Here is a 21,893-nt window from a genome sequence, read left to right on the forward strand (position 1 = left end):
ATAGATCCGCTGGAATATGGCAATAGCCTCCCGGATTCTTTCCTAGATAATCCTGATGATAATTTTCAGCAGTATAGAAATTACGTAATGCAGCAATTTCGACAACAAGTTTGGAATTATAGTTTTTCGCGAGCTGTTCTATTTCTCCCCGGATCGTTTTTTCATCCTCTTTTTTTGTAAAGTAAATTCCGGTTCTATATTGCGTACCTATATCATTCCCCTGTTTATTCAAACTTGTTGGATCAATCGTTTTAAAGTATAAGTCAATCAACAATTTCAAATCAACTTTGGCCGGGTCGTAATTGACTTTTACAGTTTCAACAAAACCAGTATTGCCTTTCGATACTTGTTCATAGCTGGGGTTAGCAAGTTTTCCATTCGCATAACCAACCTCAGTAGCGGTTACGCCTCTTATTTGTTTAAAATAATGTTCTGTTCCCCAAAAGCAACCCCCAGCAAAATAAATTTCCTTGGTTTGACTGTAATCTACAGAGCTCTTTCCCGAAACTGATGCCTTTTTTTCATTTTGTGAAAAGCCTATTTTTACTATCGCGAAGCCAAAAAGGACGAGAATAGTAATGGTCGATATAATTTTCATGATCTTTTATTTGTTAGCTGATTGTAGTAAATTGATTCCAAATCCAAAAAATAATATATCCTTGAGGATAAAGAAGTCCGTCACCGGCACCCCGTCTACGTATCTCAACATATTGGGTGTTGTAAAAAGATAACTGAGGGTCATTGCAAAAATAATGCATACTGCTACACCGGCATATTTCCTCAGGTGATTGAGTTTTAAACTTAGTAAAATGAGCAGGGCAACCACGATTTCAACTATACCGACAATATTGGATACAGTTTGTGCGCTTAGCAGGCGATACAACCAGGAAGAAAGTGGATGATTTGCTATCAACGGCTTTATGGCCATTGCCTCTGTGGCTGTAAACTTGAATATTCCAAGCCAAAGAAGAAGGAGGACAACGCCGAACGCGGACATGTAAAATCCGTATTGTGCTGATGGTGTTGTGGAATTTTTTGTTTGTGTCATGAGATGCATTTTTCTAAAATTTAATTGTTCCTACTGTTTCTCACATAGTTGCCTGCACATCAAATTCCTGACAAAAAAATCTTATTATTTCAGTTTTTCTTTTAATTTATCTTTAAATGTTTGTAAATCGATGTTGTTGAATTTGTCTGGAGCGTCTTGTGTAAATATTTTTCTCATTAGATCTTCCATTACATTTATCTTATGGTTGTAGGCGCGGCACCATTTGCAGATCATAAGATGCGCTTTTAGGCGTATTTTTTGGAAGGATGTGATGCGGTTCGCATTTCGCTTTTCAATGAGTAGCGTTGCCTGCCTGCAGGGCATGAATAGAATATGTATGAGTCGTTTTACCATCCTTTACGAAATCATAAAATGTTAAACCAATTAAATTCCAGACACTCCCGAAGTTGCATACGGCCACGTTGAAGGATCTTCCATAGGTTAGTTGCCGTAATACCAGTTTCCTGACATACTTTGTCCGCTTTTTTTTCTTCCAGGTAGTAAAGCTTTACTGGGATAAGCCATTTTAAAGGCAATTTATCTAAGCAATCCGCCATTACTTTATTGAAATCATTGTTGTCAAGCAGATTTTCGTCTTTTTCATTCCAGTCTTGTAGGATGTCGTCATGTTTCCAAGACCCTTCCTGATCAAAATATCGATCCAGGGAAACATTGTCTGGGTGTCGATATTTTTTGCGGTAAAACTCAGCAACTTTATTTTTAAGAATAGCCATTAGCCAGGTTTTTACGCTACTTCGATCTTCGAAAGAATAGTAAGATTCAAATGCGGAAATAAATACATTCTGCACAACATCCTCCGCATCTTGTTTGTCAGATAACAAAAAAAACGCGCTATTGAGTAGTGAATCACTATAGGCATCAATCCATTGCTGTATATGTGTTGCACGTTTATCCATCTAATCTATGATAATCGTATAAAATTAGAAATAGTTTTTGATACTCTTTATTTTATCCCAATGGATTAAAACTTTCAAGGGTTCAGTTTCTTAAAAACTGAAAGACAATTGCTAGAATCAATATAAAAAGAAAGCATATCACAATAAGTGATAGATTGTATTGTTTTTTTATTTCCGCTTTTGAAAAAGCTGTTCGCCTTCAGGATAAAACATATAGGTTAAAAAAGGATAAGTAACGCCAAAAATTTGGGCTGTTATACCCAGAGAGCGATGAGTCAACATTTTCTTCGGTGACAAGCATGGCCACAGCTGCGAAAATTGCACTCAATATTAAAACAGGGATGATCATCTGGTAAAAATTACGTTTTGTACTTGTATTTTTGCTATCGTTTAACCATATACTTATCCGATAATCAGTTCCACTGTCTGTATTTTTTGGGGATTAAAGGAACTCCTTTAGGAAAATAGAGTCCATCGAAATCAAAATAAAAGAAAGTTCCGGTTTCGGAATGTCTGATTTGCAAAAGAGCTTTTAAATTTTTGGATGTACTGATATATCTGTAATCGAAGTGATCATTTCCCAGTACGGGAGCATTTCCCTGTTGCGTGTTAACTAATACCAGTTGCCCCGGATCGTCTGTTGCCGGTATTAAGCTAAATTCATTGTTCAGTACAATAGCTTTGTTTTGAGGAATAAGTATTTGGTTTGCCATACTGGGAGGGGGCATCATACTGCCGCGAAGTACAATTTCCTGGTCGAATAGTTTTGCAATTGCCGTAGGGTTATAAACTGTGGTGCCTAACTTTTTAAAACTGGTATTGTAAACTTCAACGGTGTGACTCGACTCGGGTATACCGTATTTCTGACCAAAAGTACGTTGGATTGCAGTTTTGCTTCCCAGCACAAATCCGATCAGGGTCAAAGGTGCATTTTCGTTGATTCGGTATATGAGGTCAAAGCTTTCAAATTTGGGTAAGGAGCTTACTGGAGTAAAGCCATTATTAGCAGCCAAAACATCGTAGGTTTCATCTTTTTTTAACGCCCAGAGATACTGTTTGCCATCCACACTTTCGTTGTCCCAAGCATCGTGATTTGGTTCGATTTTTTTGTAGCAGGTTGTTAGTTGTATTGGCGAACTTACGGAATTTAAGAGAATAGAATTTCCGTTTACGTCAAAGTGATAATAACTGTCTTTGTGGATCCTCAAAAGGCTACATGTTCGATCCAGATGTCCTACAAACTGCTCTTTTCCAGAACGCGCATCAATGACCTCGTCTTCGCCTCCATTTTTAGCTATAATATAACTTTGAAAATCTCCAACTACATCATAATTACCGGGGCCGTCCATAAAAGCGTCGGGAGGGACAAGTTCCGTTTCCGAAACGTTCAATAAACCTAATTTACCTTCGAATTTGAAAGGAATAAACTGGGGATGCTCCTGAGCAAATGCACAGGAAAAAAATAAAAAAATACTAAAAGCGAAAATAAACTTCATCGTAAACTGACTTTTGACATTCGGTGCCGATCGTAATCGCGTGCGCTTTAAAATTTGAATTTACAAAAATAAATCTATTCAACTATGTAAGTTTTTCACTTATCCGAATGTCTTTGAGATTAGCTTGCAGTGCTGCTACTGATATCACAGCACGCAGTATTTAATTTTCAAAAAGCCATTTTATTCCTACTACCAACATTATGATTACCGCGATGATGTATTTTACTTTAATCACTTGTTGTTTTCTGTATGCAATGTAAATTCCCAGTACCATGATCAAGGCAATTGCAATAATTATCCATCCAAATGAGAAGCTGTTTCCAAGCTCAATATTTATCATATTTTTAGTTTTTAATAATGTGTTTGATCGGATTTGCGGGATCGTGTCTTAGTCTTTTTCAAATGTTACGTCCGTTATCTTGTAGTTGAAATTAGTTTTGTCGCGCTCAGCTTCAGGTTTTTCTAATTCACTGTAATGTACGGTGCCGGTCATTTTAAATGTGGTATGCGTGTCGAGATTGGTTTTCTCCCCATTTTTATCAATGACATAGAAATTTTTGAGCGTATAATTCTTTTGGTCAGCCGGAAGTTCAAATAGAACACTGTTGTTTTCTGTACCAACTGGTAGTATTACGCTGAAAGCTGTAAATTTTTCGGAGCTGATCGCATGTGGTTTCACAACAAAATTCATTGCCATTGTCTTTGATTTACCCGATGAAAAGGTAAAGGATGGAGCGTCGAACTCACCAATTAGTTCAATAGTCTTGTTTTGGTTGTCGTAGTTGGATTCCATTGCCTTAATTGTATCTACTGATGTACCATTGCATGATAATAGGGATGTTAAACCCAGAGATGCAAGTAACAAGGCTGGAATTATTCTTTGTATTTTCATAGGAATATGTTTTTATTGTTTTTGATTAGTTTGTACTCAATATAATTTTATTCGCTTTTTTTTGCTCTTATTTTTCATAAAAGTACAATAGAATCTGCTGTCTTTTATAGCTGGATTTAAATCCGTTGTGAATAAATTTAAATCCGTAAGCTCTTTTGCTTTTTTCGCTTTTGGCGGGGTTCATTTGTCCGTGATATGGAGGACTTTTAAGGTGCTTGATTTTTTGGCTGCGGGTAAAATGCAATCGTGTGGAGACCAGCAATAATAAGATAATAACAGGTGGGATAACTTGGGTTGTCCGGAGATGGTTTTAGAAAATGGTATGGAGTAATTTGCACGGAATCCTATGTTTTTTGTTAATCTTTGGATCGGAAAAAAATAAGGCTAATGATTAGACAAACTAAGGTGATAAAGGAGAATACGGTTCGTATATTGTTCCAAAATACCCAAGGATCTTCAATAAGAAGGCGTATCCGATGTATTCCATCCGATGAAGCTGTTGAAATATCGAACGAATTTAGTTGGTTGTTTAGCGGAACATTTTTGGTGCCGGTAATCATAAGTACACCGATAATATAACTTAAGCATGCTGTCAAAATCAAATAAAATTTCGGCGATGACAGGTCAAAATACAATACTGACGAAATAATTAATAATAATGGCGCTCCCAGAAAACAGCTGTAAAATACAGGATTTAAGATTTCTCTGTTGATGTTTTGCATTGCCATCAAGTAGGTCTTATCATCCAATTTATGAAGCCCTAGATTGACAGAGAATGTATAGGCGAAAAATAGGCCTGATATTAATGCAGAACAAGTTGCTGTTGCTGCTAAAGTGATCTCATGTAGTTTCATTACTTTTGAATTTAAATAGATAACGACTTTATAATTTTCTTCACGTAAAATTCGGAATCAATAAGCATCCAAAATAGAATAAAAACGACAATACTAGATTTTGCCAAACGTGTTGGGAGTCACTCCTGTAAAAGCTTTGAATACCCGGATAAAGTGTGATTGATCGGCGTATCCATTTGTATAAACGACATCATTTATCTTGTTGAAATCTTTTGTCTCCAGTTGGTTGAGTGAAGACTGAAATTGGACTATTTTTGCGAATTGCTTTGCGGAAATACCCGTTTCTTTGAGAAATCTTCGCTCGAGTGTTCGAATGTTCAACTTTTCTTTTTCAGCGATTTCTTTGATAGCAATTATCCCCCTGCTGTCAATGATGTATTGGATTGCTTCTCTTACCAAGAAGTCGAGCTTATTACTTTTCTGCTTAAAGTAATCGAGCAGTAAGTTTGTGATAATCCTGATCTTTTCTTCTATAGTTGAGGCGAATAGGATTTCTGAAATAATCTTATTGATATCATTTTCGGGCCCATTAGTTAGATAATGGCAGCTGTCATTGATGTCTTGGGGATTGATTCCCCAGAAAGCGCGTAAAACAAATGGATAAAATTGAAAAATAATGATTTGAAAATGACCGTTCACATGTATGGTGATGGGCTTGATCGTTTGGCCATATAAAAAGATTGTTGGCATTTTTTTTCCATGCGGCTGTATGGTTAAGCCATTTTCGGTTTGATGGTATAGAAGTCCAGGGTACCCATCCGCAAAAAAAGGCAGGATGGTTTCTGAGGTATCTCTGTTTTCGAATACGAGAATATTTTTGACAAACAGGGCAATGGATTCGCCTGGAATAATATTTTGGATATCCATCGTGATAACTATTTCTGTATGAGGTTTTAAATAGGCTTAAATATAATGAGATTTTTACTGATATTGCAGTCCTTGTTTGATCCTGGCCAAAAATAACACTACAAAAGATTCAAAGTTTTTACAAGTTCTCTTGCCGCTGCACTCCCTGCACGGTTGGCTCCGATCGTGGAAGCTGAAGGACCATAGCCAACTAGATGAATTCGAGGTTCCCTGGCTACCATCGTCGCAAGTCGTCCGTCCATTAAGATACCACCATTTTCTTCTTTAGGCAATACTGCGTCTAAATGTTCCAATGAGCTTTTAAACCCTGTATTCCATAAGATAACATCGGCCTTTTCTTTTCGGCCGTCCTCCCATTTTACTCCAGTCGCTGTAATTTCGCTGAACATGGGAAGTCTTGTGAGTACACCTCGTTTTTCCATCGCCTGAATTTCTGCAGAATAGGGGAGGCCCGTGACCGATACGACCGATAAGGGTGGCAATCCCTGTCTGACCCGCTCTTCGACCATTGCCACAGCATTGTGACCGGCCATATCATCAAAAGGTCCTTCACGAAACAGAGGCGGTCGTCGTGTGACCCACGTTGTGGTTGTCACTGCTGAAATCTGATCCAGCAACTGGATGGCCGATATACCACCGCCGACAATGATAACGTGTTTATTTCGAAAATAGTCCGCTGTTTTGAAGTCTTTTGTATGCAGTTGTTCCCCTTGAAATGACTCTTTTCCAGGATAATGGGGGATATAAGGGTTCTCCCAGGTGCCTGTGGCGTTGATAATACCCTCCGCGGAAAACAATGTTTCAGCAGTATCTATGTGGAAACGTTGCCTATGTAAGGATACCCGATCCACTTTGACTGGACGATATACCTGTAACCCAAATCTCTTTTCATAGCGATCGAAGTAATGTGGAACAGCAATATTTGCCTGCACTTCAGTCTCATTGTTTGTCAATGTTTCTTCAAATGACATGCCCGGCAAGTCATGGATTCTGTTTACTGTGCTGAGTGTCAATGAAGGCCATCGAAACTGCCAGGCTCCACCTGGGGAAGGGGCTTCATCCAAAATAATGAAGTCCCGATTAATTTCCAGTCCCAGTTTTTTCAGGTGGTAAGCTGAAGAGAGACCGGCTTGGCCTGCACCGATTACTGCTATTTTGGTTTTGTAACGAATGTTATTTATCATTTGTAGAAGATAGCTAACGCCAGCCTAATTCAGGTGCGACATGTTCCAAAATAGCGGAAAGCACATGAACATTGTAATCTACACCTAAGGTGTTTGGAATGGTCAAGAGAACGGTGTCTGCTTCTTGGATCGCCTCGTCCTGAGCCAATTCTTTGACAAGCTGATCAGGCTCGGCGGCATAACTGCGGCCAAAAATAGCACGTTTGTCCGCTTCGATAAATCCAATCTTATCTGCACGGTCTGACTCCTGCCCAAAATAATATCGGTCTAAGTCATCTACCAATGCAAAAATTGATCGACTCACGGAAACTCTAGGCTCGCCGGGATGCCCTGCTTCTTTCCATGCTGCTTTATATAAACGTATTTGTTCAGCCTGTTGTATATGAAAAGGTTTCCCATTTTCATCATATTTCAATGTCGAACTTTGTAAATGCATTCTATTTTGAGCCGCCCATACTGCTGTAGCATTTGATGCCGCTCCCCACCAAATGCGATCACGTAGTCCCGCTGCATGTGGTTCTAGTCTGAGCAGGCCCGGAGGGTTCGGAAACATCGGGTAAGGATTGGGCTCGGCAAAACCGGTACCTTCAAGTTTTTGCAGAAATTCGAGGGCCTTCCTACGTCCCATATCGGCATCGGTTTCCCCTTCAGCGAGCTCGTAGCCAAAATACCGCCAACCATCTATAACCTGTTCGGGTGAGCCCCTACTAATTCCCAATTGTAACCGGCCTTCTGAAATTAAATCTGCTGCCCCGGCATCTTCCACCATGTATAGGGGGTTTTCGTAACGCATATCAATCACTCCGGTACCTATTTCAATCGTACGGGTCTTGGCCCCGATGGCAGACAGTAAGGGAAAAGGAGATGCCAGCTGGTTCGCAAAGTGATGCACTCTAAAGTAGGCCCCGTCTATGCCTATTTCTTCTGCTGCTACAGCCAGATCTATGGATTGAAGCAAGGTGTCACTTGCCGTCTGCGTACTGTAAGCCGGATGGTTGGACCAATGTCCAAAAGATAAAAATCCTATTTTCTTCATTCGTCAAGATGGGATTTGATGTTTATCAAATTTAATAAATCTACATTGATCTATGAGCCTGGGTTTGTCCTATGGATGTCAATAAAATCTGCGATCGGAAGAGCTATTCCTTAATTGCCATTTGGCAATTAAAGAAACTTATAAATGTACTAATTTTGTATAAGGCATACCTGATAATAGAATAGCTATGACACCTGAGAAATTATTAAGACAGATTGATTTTATCAAGGAGATTGATAAACTGAAATACATTCAGCGAAAGACCAAGCTTTTCAATAGCGACCGTTGTGAAAATGACGCGGAACATAGCTGGCATTTAGCGCTAATGGCTATGGTTTTATTTGAGCACGCAGACGAATCCGTGGATCTACTGAAAGTTATTAAGATGGTATTGATCCATGATATTGTTGAAATTGACGCTGGCGACACCTTTATCTACGATACACAAAAAACACATACCAATACGGAGGAAGAGCGTTTGGCAGCTCATAGAATATTCGGACTTTTACCAGAATCTCAAGCAGAAGAACTTATTACCATCTGGGAGGAGTTTGAAGCTGGGGAGACCCCTGAGGCAAGGTTTGCAAGAGCAATGGATCGTTTAGAACCACTGTTACAGAATAGTTCCAACAATGGCGGCACCTGGAATGAACCTGGTGTAAACTATCATAAGGTCTATGCAAAAAAAAGTGTCATCAAAGCGGGATCCAATGTATTATGGGAGTACGCCGAAAGTTTGATCGATGAGGGAGTTAAAATAGGTGTTTTGAAGAGAGAATGATTTTGTTCTCGCCGCCTGATTAGCAGGCCCTATTTACTTGTTTTCTTCACCTGTAAATCAAAAGTATTGGTATACCCCAAAATTTCACCCGTGGTGATATGCATGGCAAGATAACTAAGCGGGTAAGTGAAATTATCAAAATTACTTTCCATTCGAAGGGTTAACGCGGAAATTGTATTTTTAATCTCCTGAAAATTGACAGCATGACGAATAAAGGTATCCCTACTTCCATCTCGATAGTAGACAAGTAGTTTTGTTGCATTGAGAACCTGCTCATCCATATTATCCAATGAATTTCCTTCTAACAATTTATCAATAGCTCTATTCATGTCAGGTCTTGTGAAATCGCCTTCCGCTGCGATGACAAGTTGATAGCCATAATTGACGGATAGAATAAAATAGGGCGAATAACCCAATTTCTTGAGATTATTCAGGTCTGACTCCCGGTAATTTGAGAAATAATCAACTTGATCGGTATCTAAGGTCAATCTCCTTACCAATGCGTGTCTGAAGGTACTGTGAGTCTTTTGGACAGTTGTCGAATCACTATGCCTGACAAGATTGAGTACCTTTTCAATATCCCTATTTTGAGGGATATATAATTGTATCTCGGCATAATCTGAAAAATCTCTTGAATTCATTTCCAGCGATCCCGAGAGGTCTGTGTTCTTGAATAAATTAGCATAATTCAATATGTTCATATAGGAGGGTAAAAAATGGCCAATTTCCTCTTTTGCTGAATTCGCCATGACAAAAATAGGAAAGTTTTTTGCTTCGGACTGAATGTTTTCCAAATGCAAACCCCTTGTTGTGTCCTTAAGGTTCCAAAGGCTCCCTAAAAAGAGTTGTTGATCCACCGTTTCATCTACAAAGTGTTCTTTGACTATAAAACTGACTGTTTTGCGTTCAAAGACCGAGTCCTTAGGTTTGGGAACAATAACCTTCGTTGTATCTATTGGCGTGGGCGGCTCTATTTCTGGTTTAATCACAGGATCTTTTGTGCAACTTGAGATTAAGCTCAGTCCAAATGCGAATAAAAGTAGTGTCCAATTTTTCAGAAACATTTTTTAATTTGTTAGTTATATACACAAATATGCTTATAAAATATGTAGATATTTTTGTTTATTTAAAGATTACACATTTGTGTTTAATTTTTTCTATTTTAAATTAGTTTGTGGCTTCTGCCGAAACCTGAAGAAGGTGCTCTTCATATTTTATTTTTATTTAAACGAATATTAAATCAACTGCTGCGAATCGTAAATATAAAGTGATCGTAAAAATGGTATTGTATACATTTGTCTTACGATAAGTGTAAAGTAGTATAATAATACATCTAAAAACCAATAAAATGGATACAGCACAACTTAGCAAATTTGAGCACGACAGCACAATTATCGAGAAGTATGTAAAAAGTTCCGCCTTTGGAAGGAATAAAGTCGTTTATGTACCATTTGTGATCGGTATAGGCTTGCTCTGTTTTCTGGCATTGGCAATTTTTGGAGGATTGATCGAAACGATTGGCATCGGTGTTATTACTGTGTTGTCTGCGATTGTTGTTGTCTGTTTTATTTTGGTTGCGGTCATTAATCGTTCTGCAGGTAAAAAGCTTTCTCAGGAAACGCAGATGGCACCTGTCTGTATTGCAAAGAAGGTTTATGGAAATGATAGGCAAAATATTTACTATTGTATTTATAGTACAGGTGAAAAGAGGCATGACGGAGTGTTTATAGATACAATTGCCGAAAAAATTTTCGCTATCTCCGGAAATACTAATGATAAAACAGAAAGAGATCTTTTAGAACTATTTAAGATCGACTTTGCCAACCCCGGAGAATTTGCGAAGAAACTTCCCTTAGCTTTTACCAATGGGGTCGAAGTATGGAGGCGACAATTTGCGCTGGGTGCATTATCCAAAGAGGCACAGCGACAAATAGAAGGTAACGCCAGGCAGTTTGCTGTGGTGGCGATCAGATCAGAAAATCCACGCATATTAACAGAACAGTTTTCCTAAGAAGCCATTTAAATCAATATACTAACGAAGCCACATTTTTTCTAATGTGGCTTTTTTCTCTTTGTACAATTTGTATTTCATTTCCTGCCGTTGGCTTTTGCTATCAGGAGCGCTGCTTCTTCCATTCGGATAACATATGTAGTATATTTTATTTGATACGAAGGATTAAATAAAGAAATACATTATGTTGTTAAAAGGGAAAAAGAGTTCGTTTACCGAGCTAAACCTGCCTTTCACCGAAAGTATATGGGAGAACTTACTCACTTTTTGGAAATTAGGTATTCATTATTTAGTCTTTATAGGTATGGTACATCTTTTTAATGCATTGATTCTATTGTTATTCGTGGCAATTATAGCGTTGTTTTCGAATGCTGAGGAAGAGAAAGACAACGAAGTTTTTCATGATGTTTTGCATGTCTATCGTACGGATTCAGTGCCTACAATTGGGCCGAGGTATCCAACAAATTTACAGCCGGTTTTAAGAAATAGATAGTAAAGATCTTATAAGACAAATCAACAGGGTGCACTTGCATAAAAAACAGTGATTGAAAGTAATTCGAAACGTTGATCAGGTGATTTGCGAATAATAGAATTCGGTGAATTTAGTGAATATAATACAATGAAAAGAGTTGAAATATTTAAAACGAATGTCTGTAAATACAGGGACGCACAACAAATCGTTACGACGCTTCTGGGGTTATTCTCTACTTATAAAATTAACTTTGATCTTGAGGATGATGAAAATATTTTAAGAATAGAGTCTTCCCAGTCGGATATAGATGCCAGTAGCGTTATAACGCAGATGTTTGAATGGGGGTATGAATGCGAACGGATCGTGTAATAGTTGAGCTGTGGGAATGATTTGACATAATCTATAAAGCAACGGCAAATAAGTATAAAAATTGTTTATTTTATTGATTTTTAAACTTACTTTCGAAGCTATTATAGGTCATTGCCACCGTATTTTTTGTCATGGAGATCTACTGTGTGGGAATGGGCTTATTTTTAATATAACATTTGAAATGAAGCGTACAATTTTGTTTTTTTTAACTTTATTCATCTGTCATTATTGCGCTATTGGACAAACCAACAGCCGTGATTTGACCATCGGTAAATCCACTATCCTACATTCAAAGATTTTACAGGAAGACCGAAAGATCAATATTTACCTTCCGGATGACTATGGGGAAAATGATACGTTGACCTATCCGGTTGTGTATGTCCTCGATGGTGGTATGGATGAAGATTTTTTTCATATCGCCGGGATAGTTCGTTTTGATACACAACCTTGGATAGCGCGGTTTCCCAATAGTATTGTTGTAGGAATCGAGGGCAATACCCGAAGACGTGATTTTACATTCGAAGTCCCAAATATCGATTTTTTAGAGAAAGAAGGATTTCAAAAAGCCAGCTTTCCTACCTATGGTGGATCCAAAAAGTATATGACATTCCTCAAAGATGAATTGCTGCCTTATATCGGTAAACACTATAAAACAAAAGCGGAAAGAACAGTAATTGGGGAGTCTTTGGCAGGTCTTTTCTCCACGGAGCTCTTACTTAAACAACCTGATCTTTTTGAAAATTATATTATTATTAGTCCTAGTTTATGGTGGGGGCAACAGGAGCTTTTGAAAAATACCGAAAAGCTATTAAATGCTAACCTAAGGAAAAACGTGCGGGTTTACCTTGGGGTTCCCAATAAGGATGAAGATCTTCGAATGTATCGTGATGCCGCGGCGTTTTACAATATTCTGAGCAACCATAAAAAGATAGAAGTTATTTTTGATTATATGCCCGATGAATTACATTCAACTGTTATTCATCAGGCAGTGTATAACGCGTTTAGGAAATTATATCCAAAAACAGCTTATTCTAAGTAATCTTCGACAACTTTGGTTAAACACTTTTTGTGGAGGTCTTAATGTGGGTTGAATTTATCCAACTATTGTTTTATTAGCGGCCTATGTGTTACCTGGCTTGTAAGCGCGATTGTTGAATAAATTCTTTTGGTGTCAAATTATATGCTTTTATGAACGCTTTTGTGAAATAGGATGCCGAGCTAAATCCCACAAGAAACGCCACTTCGTTAATGCGATAATCTGATTCAATCAGTAAGGCGCAGGCACGTTTTAGCCTGTAGTTTCGTACATAGTCGCCAGGGGAAGTTCCGCTAATCGCTTTCAATTTTCGTTGGAAATTAGAACGGCTGATTTTAAATATATCCACCAATGATTCTACATTGAATTGTTCGTCTGAAAGATGTTTTTCGATTTCAGCGTTGAGCTGTGTTAAGAAAGCCTCATCGTGAGCATTGGTTGCTAAAGAAGAATAGGAGGATAATGGTGAAGCATGGAAATTCTCCAATAGATATTTCCGGTTTTGTAGTAAACTGCTGATTTGCGCTTTTAGAAAGGTCATCGAAAAAGGCTTTTCAATAAACACGTCGGCACCAGATAGTAAGCCTTCAACTTTCGTCGCATTTTGTATTTTTGCGGATAGCAGAATGACAGGGATATGCGAATAATTAATGTCATTTTTTAAACGCTTTACAAATGTAATCCCGTCAATCTCCGGCATCATGATATCGGAGACCACAAGATGATAAACTTTATTGTCTAACATGGTCAAAGCTTTTGACGCACTATCAGCAATATCAATATGATATGATACGGCTAACGAATGGCTGATAAAGGCCGTAATGTCCGGATTATCGTCGACCACCAGGATCTGGGTGGGATTATATTCCGGGCTGTCAAGGATCATGGGCAGTTCCTCAACTATTGGACCTGTAGCTTCATGGGCGAGTTGCATGCTTCTAATCGTGAAAATAAACTTAGCACCTCGGGGCAGCATATCTTCAATTTTTATCTCAGCACCCAGCCGGTTCGTCAGATGTTTGACTAAGGATAGTCCGATGCCTGTACCGCTACGGTCTTTATTGGAGTTAAGTTGATAAAAGGGATCAAATACAAGCTTTTTAAAGTCATCCGGTATTCCTGGACCATCATCCGAGACTGTAATCGTAAAAGATTTGTCCGAGTTTCTTTTCAAGTTGATCAAAATATAGGAATGTGCGAATTTCGTCGCATTGGTCAGTAGGTTACTCACAATTTTCATCACAGCATCCAGATCGGTTTCAATAATCAGGTCTTGATCCTGGGGAATTGATAGATCGAAACGGACCCGGTTGCGGTTTACTGATTTTCTGAACCTATCGTAGAGATCTTCTAGCAAATTTTTCAAATTTACAGATTCAGGACTTAGTGGCGGTCCATTCCCATCCATTTTGCGAAAATCAAGTAACTGATTAATCAACACGGTAAGCCGTTCACAATTTTTCTCTATGATCCGGAGATTGTGCATGGTTTCTTTATCTTCGTTTTCTTGTAGTATTATTTCTTCCAAGGGTGCTGTAATCAGGCTCAAAGGTGTACGGATCTCATGCGCAATGTTAGTGAAAAAGTCAATTTTTGATCGGAAGGATTTCTGTTCCTGTTCAGACTGGAAGGCCATTAAATCGCGAGCTTGCTTACGTTTGTTCGCCATGATATAATATCGTAAACAGACATAGCACAATGCAACGAATAGAAGTGTATACGTTATTTTGGCTGGCAAGGAGAGCCACAGCGGCGGTAGTATTTCAATTTGCACCGCTGCACCTTTTTCATTCCATAAACCGTCATTATTGGATGCCTTTACATGGAAAACATATGTTCCCGGCGAAAGATTGACATAACTTACACTTTTGGTGTTACCCGCTGAAGTCCACTCATCATCAGCTCCCTCCAGTTTATAGGCATATTGATTCTTGGAGGGGGATGCAAAGCTCAAGCTTACAAAGGAGATATTGAATGAAGAAAATTGGTGGGTTAGTACAATCTTTTCGTTCTTGTTCAATTGAACCTGAACGTTTTTTTCTAAGTTGGGATTATGCTTGCTGAGTAATTGTATCTGCGTAATGAAAACATTTGGTACAGCTTGATTTTTGACTGCGCTAATTTCATCGGGATAGAAGCTTGTAAATCCGTTGATCCCGCCAAAATAAAACCGACCATCGCTGGCTTTGAAAGATGCTTTGAAATTAAACTGGTTCGTTGAGAATCCGTTCTCCGTTGTATAGAGTTTGTAATTTTTGGGATTGTCAGGATGAAAACAGATAATGCCTTTGTTGCTGCTGAGCCAAAGGTTGCCCAGGGCATCATCGAGTATGCCGTAAATCACATTGTTTGGCAAGCCTTGCGCTTGCCCGATATTGCGAAAGCTATCTTTCGTCTTATCATAAATGAATATTCCTTTTCCCTCACTTGAAAATAATAATCGATGTTGGCTATCAACATAAATACTGGTTAGTTTACTCGAAGAAATGGGATCATTTGGCCGGATCAAACTATAATGAACCCAAGCTTGCTTACGGAGGTCAAATTTTATGGGGCCTGATTGGTACGAGGCGAGCCAGATATTGCCCTCATCATCTTCTTTGATGTCATAGATAAACTGGGTGACTTCAGGGATACGGACAAATTTCTTTTTTTGCTGATCATATCGACTGAGCCCGGCCGGTGTTCCTATCAGAAGATCCCCTTTTTTTGTTTTAAACAGCGAAAAGATGCAATCATCGTTAATTGTTTCCGTATTGTTGGCATCATGTCTGAAATTTTGACGTTGACCAGTTGCCAGATTGTAACGATCAAGCCCGCGGGAAAAAGTGCCGATCCAAAGATGATCGCCATCCAGAAGCAGGGCATGGGTATTATGATAAGAAGCTTTTATCGGTTGCGAAATTTGTTTCTTTTTTTTGTCGTAGTAGTTGATGCCTCCATCTTCCGTTGCGATCCAAAGGTTCCCCTTAGTATCTTCACAAAATTGGCTGACAGCTTTTCCGGACAGAAACCCGGGAAGAATATCCGGGAAAAAGGTCTCCACAGAAAGTAATGCGGTATTGAGATAATTTATACCCCCAAAATAAGTGCCGATCCAGATGGCATTTTCGCGATCTCTTGCGATGGAATAAACATTCTGGTCACTTAGACCGTGTTTATAATAAGGAATGTCTAATCTTTCGGACGTCCCCGTTTCAGTGTGAAACAGGAAGAGTCCGTCATCTGAACCAACAAGAAGCTGGTTTTCGCGAAATTCTCGCAGGGCACGGATATGCGTGACATAGGGATGGCTGGTATTATTTAGAAAGCGACTGAATTCGTTTGATTGTTTGTTGTAACGAAGCAGGCCCTGCGACCAGGTACCTAACCATAGGTCACCTTTAGGGTCTTCCCACATGGAAAGAATTTCAAATTGAGGATCTCCAACTTCGCTGAAAAGCGGGCCGACGATATCAAAATGTGCCTGCTGATTGTTGAAGCGAAGGAGCCCCAGACGTGTGGCTGCCCAAATAACACCGGAACGATCCTGTAGGATAGCCCAGGTCGCATTCTGCCCCAATGTGACTCCCTTGAGTTGTAGCTGCGTAATTTTAGTTGTACTTGGGTTATATTTCCAGATGCCCTGGGACATGGTTGCAATCCAAAGACTTCCTTGCCGATCGACATGAAGGGCGTTAATCGCTGAGTTAAATGTTCCTTTGCCGCTTATGCTAAGCTCAATCTTTTGAAAGGCTGCTGTAATCTTGTCCATGATATACAAACCGTCGTCAGTTCCGATATACAAGTGGCTCGGCGATTTTTCAGCTATACTTCGGACAAAATTATTTCCTAATGACTGTTTCTTTTCTGGTTGGTAATGGTAATTTTTGAAGCTATTCCCATCGTAGCGATTCAATCCATCTTTCGTTCCGAACCACATAAATCCTTGCCGATCCTGGACAATGCAATAGATCGTGTTTTCGGAAAGGCCATCTTCCACCTGCAATTTTCTAAAATGAAAATTTGAATAACGTTGTGCTTGGCAGGTGACCGAACAGACCAGATACAAAAAAACAATACCAAAAATGAGAACCCCTTTCATACCAACTAAAATAAAACTAATAAATGATTCTGTTGATATGGCTGATAACCGATAAATGGTCATTATCGGTTAAAAGATGTATAAACTGGTCAAAAAGCGGGAATGACTTATTTTTACCATTTTTTGGATCATATCTGCTATTTTGTTTCTGTAACGCCTGTTACATTTGAAATAGGTTTAAAGCTAAAACCCGGCCATGGGTTCTTGTCTTTGCCTATTTATAAAAATAACCAGTTTTATACGCTAATAAATCAAATTATGAAGGGAAAATTTTTCATTCTTTTCTTGTGCTTGCTATCCTTTGCAGTAAAGTCACAAACGAGTAACCTTCAAGGGAGGGTATTGAATGAAACGGGACGGCCGTTGCCGGGTGTAACCGTTACCATAAAAGCATCAGGAACCGCAAAGACGACGGACGAAAATGGCCGTTATACAATTGCTGCCAGTAGCGGGCGGGAGCTGATCTTCTCTTTGATTGGTTTTCATTCCAAAACAATTTTATTTAACGGTGAATCAACTTTAGATATCACGCTTCAGGAAGAAAATAAAGACCTGGAAGAAGTCGTTGTGATTGGGTATCAGACGATCAAAAAATCGGATCTGACGGGCGCCGTTTCTGTCTTTAACCCGAAGGAGATGAAAAACACCACGGTAACAGGGACTGTAGGGGATGCTTTGGCGACATTACCCGGGCTCAGTGTACGCACGGCAGGCAATCCGGGAGCAGAGGGTAAGGTTGAGATCCGTGGTACCGGGACATTTGGGTCAAGCACTCCTTTATATGTCGTCGACGGGGTTGTATCGGGAGCAAATCGGGATTTTAATTTCAATGATATTGAGAGTATCCAGGTACTGAAAGATGCCTCCGCTGCTGCGATCTATGGTTCTAGGGCCGGGAATGGTGTTATCATCATAACAACCAAACAGGGTAAAGAGGGGCAGATGAAAATCGAACTTTCCTCCCGGGCCACCGCACAATGGCTGCCACGTTACAACTTAGCCGACCGAAATCTATGGCTAAGTTTGAATGATCTGGCATTTAGCAATGGCAATAGGCAATCGGCCAACCATTTCGAGGGCAATACTGATTGGCAGGAAGAGGTATTTAAAACAGGCTGGCTGCAGGATCAACAGATTGCTTTCTCAGGTGGAAGCAAAGAAAGCCGTTATTATATTTCGGGTAACTATCAGGCTAACACAGGGACGACGATCGGAACATCCAGTAAACGTTTTACGCTACGCTCCAATATGTCTACTTCACGCAATTTTGGAGAACATGTCAAATTAAGTATCGGCGAAAATATCGTGCTGAGTAATTTTAATGTACATGAACTCAATACCAATCCCATTGTCGATGTCTATCGCATGCTGCCAACCATTCCAATCTACGATGAAAATAATGCCGCCAAAGGAGGATATGGTATTGGTGATGGGAATCGGGATGTCACCTTTGGAACCAATCCTTTCGCCAAAGAGGATTTTGAGCAAACGGAAAATGGCAATCTGCGCACCAGAGGAAATGTATTTACCGAATTGGAACTGTTCAAGTCATTCAAATACCGTTTTAATTTTGGCTTTGACCTGAGTAATGATCGTCACATGTATCTTCGAAAAGAAGGTTTCTGGACCTACAACCAACCTTATGATCCTTCCTCCTTAAATAAAAACCAGGCACAATACCGTGGGTTGGTGTATGATAATACCTTAGAATATGCGAAAAAGTTTGACAAACATGATGTCTCTGCCGTTGCGGGTATCAGTTATCAAACCTCCAATTATGAACAGCTTTGGGGAACGAAAAATAATGTGCTCATGTCGGGAAAAAACTATTTTACCAACTTGGATGCTGCACTGGACAACCCAAAGACTGGCAATTATCAAGATCTCGAAAAATTATTTTCTCTCTTTGGCCGGGTTAATTATGCCTATGATGATAAGTATCTGTTCAGTTTTACCATGCGCCGGGACGAATCATCCAAGTTTAATCCAGATTATCGGGTGGGCTATTTTCCATCTGTCTCCGCAGGCTGGCGTATAAGTAAAGAAGATTTTTTTCAGGTACCTTGGATCAATGATTTAAAGTTGCGCGCCAATTATGGTGTTTTGGGTACTTCCAATATAGGTGTTTGGGACTGGGTTTCTTTCATCAATGTATTTCCGCAGGTCGCTTTTGGAATTGATCAGACCGTTCAAAACGGGATGACCCAAGTTAAACTGGCCAATGCCGATCTCAAATGGGAGAAGGTCGCGCAGTTGAATGCCGGATTTGATGCCCAGCTATTCTCCCATAAGCTCAATCTATCCCTGGATTATTTTATCAAAGAAACCAAAGATGTATTGACACCGATGCAAATCTTGATGGCTACAGGCAACAACGGCGGAAATCCTTATGTGAATGCTGCCTCCCTACGCAATACAGGTATCGAACTTGCAACGCAATGGCGTGATAATATTGGTGAATTCGGTTATCAGATCGGCGTCAATGCATCCTATATCAAGAATAAGATCCTCAAATTAGGATATGACAAAAAGGAGTTTACGCAATGGGATACAAAATCCAAAGTTGGTAGTTCCATCGGTAACTGGTATCTAATCAAAACGGATGGTCTTTTCCGTTCAGACGAAGAAGTACAGGCCTATAAAAATAGCCAAGGACAATTGATTCAGCCGAATGCCAAACCAGGTGATGTTAAATATATTGACTTTAACGATGATGGACAGATTACAGATGCCGATCGGCAGTATTTAGGACGAAGCATACCATTATATCAATTGGGGATGAATCTAGGCCTAGATTACAAAGGTTTCGATTTTCAGGTACAATTGACAGGAGCATTTGGCTTCAAATCCTTTAATGGGCCACGCAGTGCGTACGACCGTTTTGACGACAATTCAAACTACCGCGCCGATTATGATCCTTGGACTCCAGAAAATCCCAATGCCAAAGACCCGCGTCCTATTTATGCGGATTCCCGAAATGTTCGCGGCGATCAAGACCGATGGTTGGAGAATGGAAATTATGTTAAGATCAGGCAGCTCGCTTTAGGGTATAACCTGCCGCGTACGTTGTTAGGAAAGACCTTGAAGCAGGTTCGGTTTTATGTTAATGCACAGAACCTGATCACCTTTACCTCCTATCGTGGGCTGGATCCCGAATTTTTGAATGGCAATATTTGGGATCGAAGCTATGATGGTGGCGCATTTCCAAATGCCAAAGGTTTCACTTTCGGAGCCCAAATTACTTTTTAAACCTAATTTTTGAACGCAATGAAAAAGCTACTCTATATTTTATTGGCGGCGAGCCTGATGCAAGCCTGCAAAGTGGATGTGGAAAATCCCAATACCATTACTGTTAAGACCTATTGGAAAACCGAACAGGATGCAGTACGTGGGGTCAACGCAGTGTACAATATGTTCTATAAACCGGGTACCTTTAGCCGCTGGATGTGGTTTCGTTTGGATCTTACCTCAGATGAAGGATTTAGTCAAAGTCCCTGGGCCGAACTTAAAGAATGGACACAGTTTCGGTACAATAACTACAACTTCTGGGAAGGAAATGCCTGGACCTATCGCGATTGCTACGAGGCTATTTTCCGCGCAAATCAAGTGCTGCATTATACCCCAGATATTACATTTGCCAATCCATCTGATCAGGGACCGATTCTTGGACAAGCCTATTTCTTGCGGGGACTATATTACTACTACCTTGCGCTATTATGGGGTGGTACCAATCCCAGCCTTCCAATTGTATTGGAGCCTTCAACCCCGGGAATTCAACCGGAAGGCCATACCGAAGTGGATGTTTATGCGCAGGCAATCGCCGACTTTAGTAAAGCAGCAAGCTTATTGCCCGAAGTATGGGGCAGTTCCGAAAAAGGAAGGGCAACTAAGGGCGCGGCATTGGCTTTTCGGGCAAAATCATATATGCAGCTACATCAATGGAATGAAGCTAAGGCAGATTTGGCTTGGCTGGTAACAGGTGCCGGAAAGGGCTATTATAATTTGACAGCCAATTATTTTGATAATTTCGATAAAGCGAAAGAGAATAATGTGGAATCTGTTTTTGAGATCCAATATTCAGACGCCAATCCCTCTCCGGCGGGCGATGGTGATTTAGACGTGGGGCCCAACCTAGGCTTGAACCGTGGACAATTTTTTGCCCCTCCGGGCATTGGTTGGACCGATGGTGAACTTCGGCCCTGGTTAGTTGATGCATTTAAGAAAGAAAAGAATATGGCCAATGGATTTGATATACGGTTGCGGTATACGGCATTTTATAATGGTATGCAGGACGACTTTCCGAATAATAACAAAATCTATCGATTGACAAGTGATGCGGCCCAGTGGAGTAACTGGCCGGGACGTGTCTTTTTTAGAAAATATGGGTCTGATTATTTCCGTGATTTTGATGACTATTACAATCCAACAAATGTGCGGTTAATTCGTTTTTCCGACGTGTTGTTAATGTACGCAGAATGCATTGCAGCCTCAAATGGTTCACTGACGGAGGCTGTCGCGCTTGTCGACCGTGTACGTGAACGTGTAAATATGCCAAAATTAGCTTTAAATTACCCCGGTGCAACTACCGATAAAACCGCATTCCTGAAAAGATTGCAGACCGAAAGGGTATTGGAACTGGCTACAGAAGGACATCGCTGGGCAGATCTAAAACGTTGGGGGTTGGTAGATTCACAAGAAGGACTTGCCGAATTGAAACAAAGGGATGCCGATTTTAATAATTTTACCCTAGGGAAACATCGTTCGCTACCGATTCCCTCAGATGAGGTCAACAATAATCCAAATGTAAAGCAAAACCCAAATTATTAATGGCTAGGCCGTATAAACT

18 protein-coding genes and 1 pseudogene are annotated in these 21,893 nt (G+C 39.9%); 7 read left to right on the plus strand and 12 right to left on the minus strand.

Going from position 1 to position 21,893, the window contains the following annotated elements:
- Positions 1-28 precede the first annotated feature (28 nt).
- The 10 genes and pseudogenes from msrA to HMAT_RS18545 form a co-directional block, all read right to left on the minus strand.
- Positions 29-598 (minus strand): annotated as a pseudogene (gene msrA, locus HMAT_RS27795) (peptide-methionine (S)-S-oxide reductase MsrA); the annotation flags it as partial.
- A 6-nt stretch (positions 599-604) separates the two neighbouring features.
- Positions 605-1,048 (minus strand): DUF417 family protein, encoded by a 444-nt coding sequence (locus HMAT_RS18500; RefSeq protein WP_104384334.1) that lies wholly within the window; start codon positions 1,046-1,048, stop codon positions 605-607.
- Between the two features lie 365 nt (positions 1,049-1,413).
- A complete protein-coding gene (locus tag HMAT_RS18510; protein WP_104384336.1) occupies positions 1,414-1,965 on the minus strand; it encodes a sigma-70 family RNA polymerase sigma factor in 552 nt (183 codons plus the stop codon).
- A gap of 413 nt (positions 1,966-2,378) precedes the next feature.
- A complete protein-coding gene (locus HMAT_RS18515; protein WP_104384337.1) occupies positions 2,379-3,461 on the minus strand; it encodes a hypothetical protein in 1,083 nt (360 codons plus the stop codon).
- A 160-nt stretch (positions 3,462-3,621) separates the two neighbouring features.
- On the minus strand, positions 3,622-3,801 hold the full coding sequence (locus tag HMAT_RS18520) for a hypothetical protein (protein ID WP_104384338.1): 180 nt from the start codon (positions 3,799-3,801) through the stop codon (positions 3,622-3,624).
- A gap of 48 nt (positions 3,802-3,849) precedes the next feature.
- Positions 3,850-4,353 carry a hypothetical protein gene (locus HMAT_RS18525; RefSeq protein WP_104384339.1) on the minus strand — a complete coding sequence of 168 codons (504 nt, stop codon included), beginning with the start codon at positions 4,351-4,353 and terminating at the stop codon, positions 3,850-3,852.
- 356 nt (positions 4,354-4,709) lie between these two features.
- Complete coding sequence (locus HMAT_RS18530; protein WP_104384340.1) at positions 4,710-5,207, minus strand: DUF1772 domain-containing protein; 498 nt, start codon at positions 5,205-5,207, stop codon at positions 4,710-4,712.
- A 93-nt stretch (positions 5,208-5,300) separates the two neighbouring features.
- The gene (locus HMAT_RS18535) at positions 5,301-6,074 is read right to left on the minus strand and encodes an AraC family transcriptional regulator (protein WP_104384341.1); all 774 of its coding nucleotides are present in this window, start codon (positions 6,072-6,074) and stop codon (positions 5,301-5,303) included.
- Between the two features lie 98 nt (positions 6,075-6,172).
- On the minus strand, positions 6,173-7,258 hold the full coding sequence (locus HMAT_RS18540; protein WP_104384342.1) for an NAD(P)-binding domain-containing protein: 1,086 nt from the start codon (positions 7,256-7,258) through the stop codon (positions 6,173-6,175).
- A 13-nt stretch (positions 7,259-7,271) separates the two neighbouring features.
- Positions 7,272-8,294, minus strand: coding sequence for an LLM class flavin-dependent oxidoreductase (locus HMAT_RS18545; protein ID WP_104384343.1), 1,023 nt, complete (start codon positions 8,292-8,294; stop codon positions 7,272-7,274).
- Positions 8,295-8,481: 187 nt separating this feature from the next.
- Between HMAT_RS18545 and HMAT_RS18550 the strand changes: the two genes are divergently transcribed.
- Complete coding sequence (locus tag HMAT_RS18550) at positions 8,482-9,075, plus strand: HD family hydrolase (RefSeq protein ID WP_104384344.1); 594 nt, start codon at positions 8,482-8,484, stop codon at positions 9,073-9,075.
- A 29-nt stretch (positions 9,076-9,104) separates the two neighbouring features.
- Here the strand turns inward: HMAT_RS18550 and HMAT_RS18555 are convergent, their stop codons facing one another.
- Positions 9,105-10,139: a hypothetical protein gene (locus HMAT_RS18555; RefSeq protein ID WP_104384345.1), complete on the minus strand. Its 1,035-nt coding sequence runs from the start codon at positions 10,137-10,139 to the stop codon at positions 9,105-9,107.
- Between the two features lie 284 nt (positions 10,140-10,423).
- Here HMAT_RS18555 and HMAT_RS18560 point away from each other — a divergent pair, with 284 nt between their 5' ends.
- The 4 genes from HMAT_RS18560 (at position 10,424) to HMAT_RS18575 (ending at position 12,966) form a co-directional block, all read left to right on the plus strand.
- Positions 10,424-11,086: a hypothetical protein gene (locus tag HMAT_RS18560; protein ID WP_104384346.1), complete on the plus strand. Its 663-nt coding sequence runs from the start codon at positions 10,424-10,426 to the stop codon at positions 11,084-11,086.
- A gap of 184 nt (positions 11,087-11,270) precedes the next feature.
- Positions 11,271-11,579, plus strand: coding sequence for a hypothetical protein (locus HMAT_RS18565; RefSeq protein WP_104384347.1), 309 nt, complete (start codon positions 11,271-11,273; stop codon positions 11,577-11,579).
- 126 nt (positions 11,580-11,705) lie between these two features.
- Complete coding sequence (locus HMAT_RS18570) at positions 11,706-11,927, plus strand: methyltransferase type 11 (protein ID WP_104384348.1); 222 nt, start codon at positions 11,706-11,708, stop codon at positions 11,925-11,927.
- 181 nt (positions 11,928-12,108) lie between these two features.
- Positions 12,109-12,966 carry an alpha/beta hydrolase gene (locus tag HMAT_RS18575; protein ID WP_104384349.1) on the plus strand — a complete coding sequence of 286 codons (858 nt, stop codon included), beginning with the start codon at positions 12,109-12,111 and terminating at the stop codon, positions 12,964-12,966.
- An 88-nt stretch (positions 12,967-13,054) separates the two neighbouring features.
- Here HMAT_RS18575 and HMAT_RS18580 read toward each other — a convergent pair whose 3' ends face one another.
- Positions 13,055-17,047, minus strand: a complete 3,993-nt coding sequence (locus HMAT_RS18580) for a hybrid sensor histidine kinase/response regulator transcription factor (RefSeq protein WP_104384471.1) — start codon at positions 17,045-17,047, stop codon at positions 13,055-13,057.
- 258 nt (positions 17,048-17,305) lie between these two features.
- Between HMAT_RS18580 and HMAT_RS18585 the strand changes: the two genes are divergently transcribed.
- Positions 17,306-20,296, plus strand: coding sequence for a TonB-dependent receptor (locus HMAT_RS18585; RefSeq protein ID WP_104384472.1), 2,991 nt, complete (start codon positions 17,306-17,308; stop codon positions 20,294-20,296).
- Positions 20,297-20,314: 18 nt separating this feature from the next.
- Positions 20,315-21,874, plus strand: coding sequence for a RagB/SusD family nutrient uptake outer membrane protein (locus HMAT_RS18590; RefSeq protein ID WP_104384350.1), 1,560 nt, complete (start codon positions 20,315-20,317; stop codon positions 21,872-21,874).
- Positions 21,875-21,893 lie beyond the last annotated feature (19 nt).

This window comes from Sphingobacterium sp. HMA12, assembly GCF_002933815.1.
GTDB lineage: Bacteria > Bacteroidota > Bacteroidia > Sphingobacteriales > Sphingobacteriaceae > Sphingobacterium.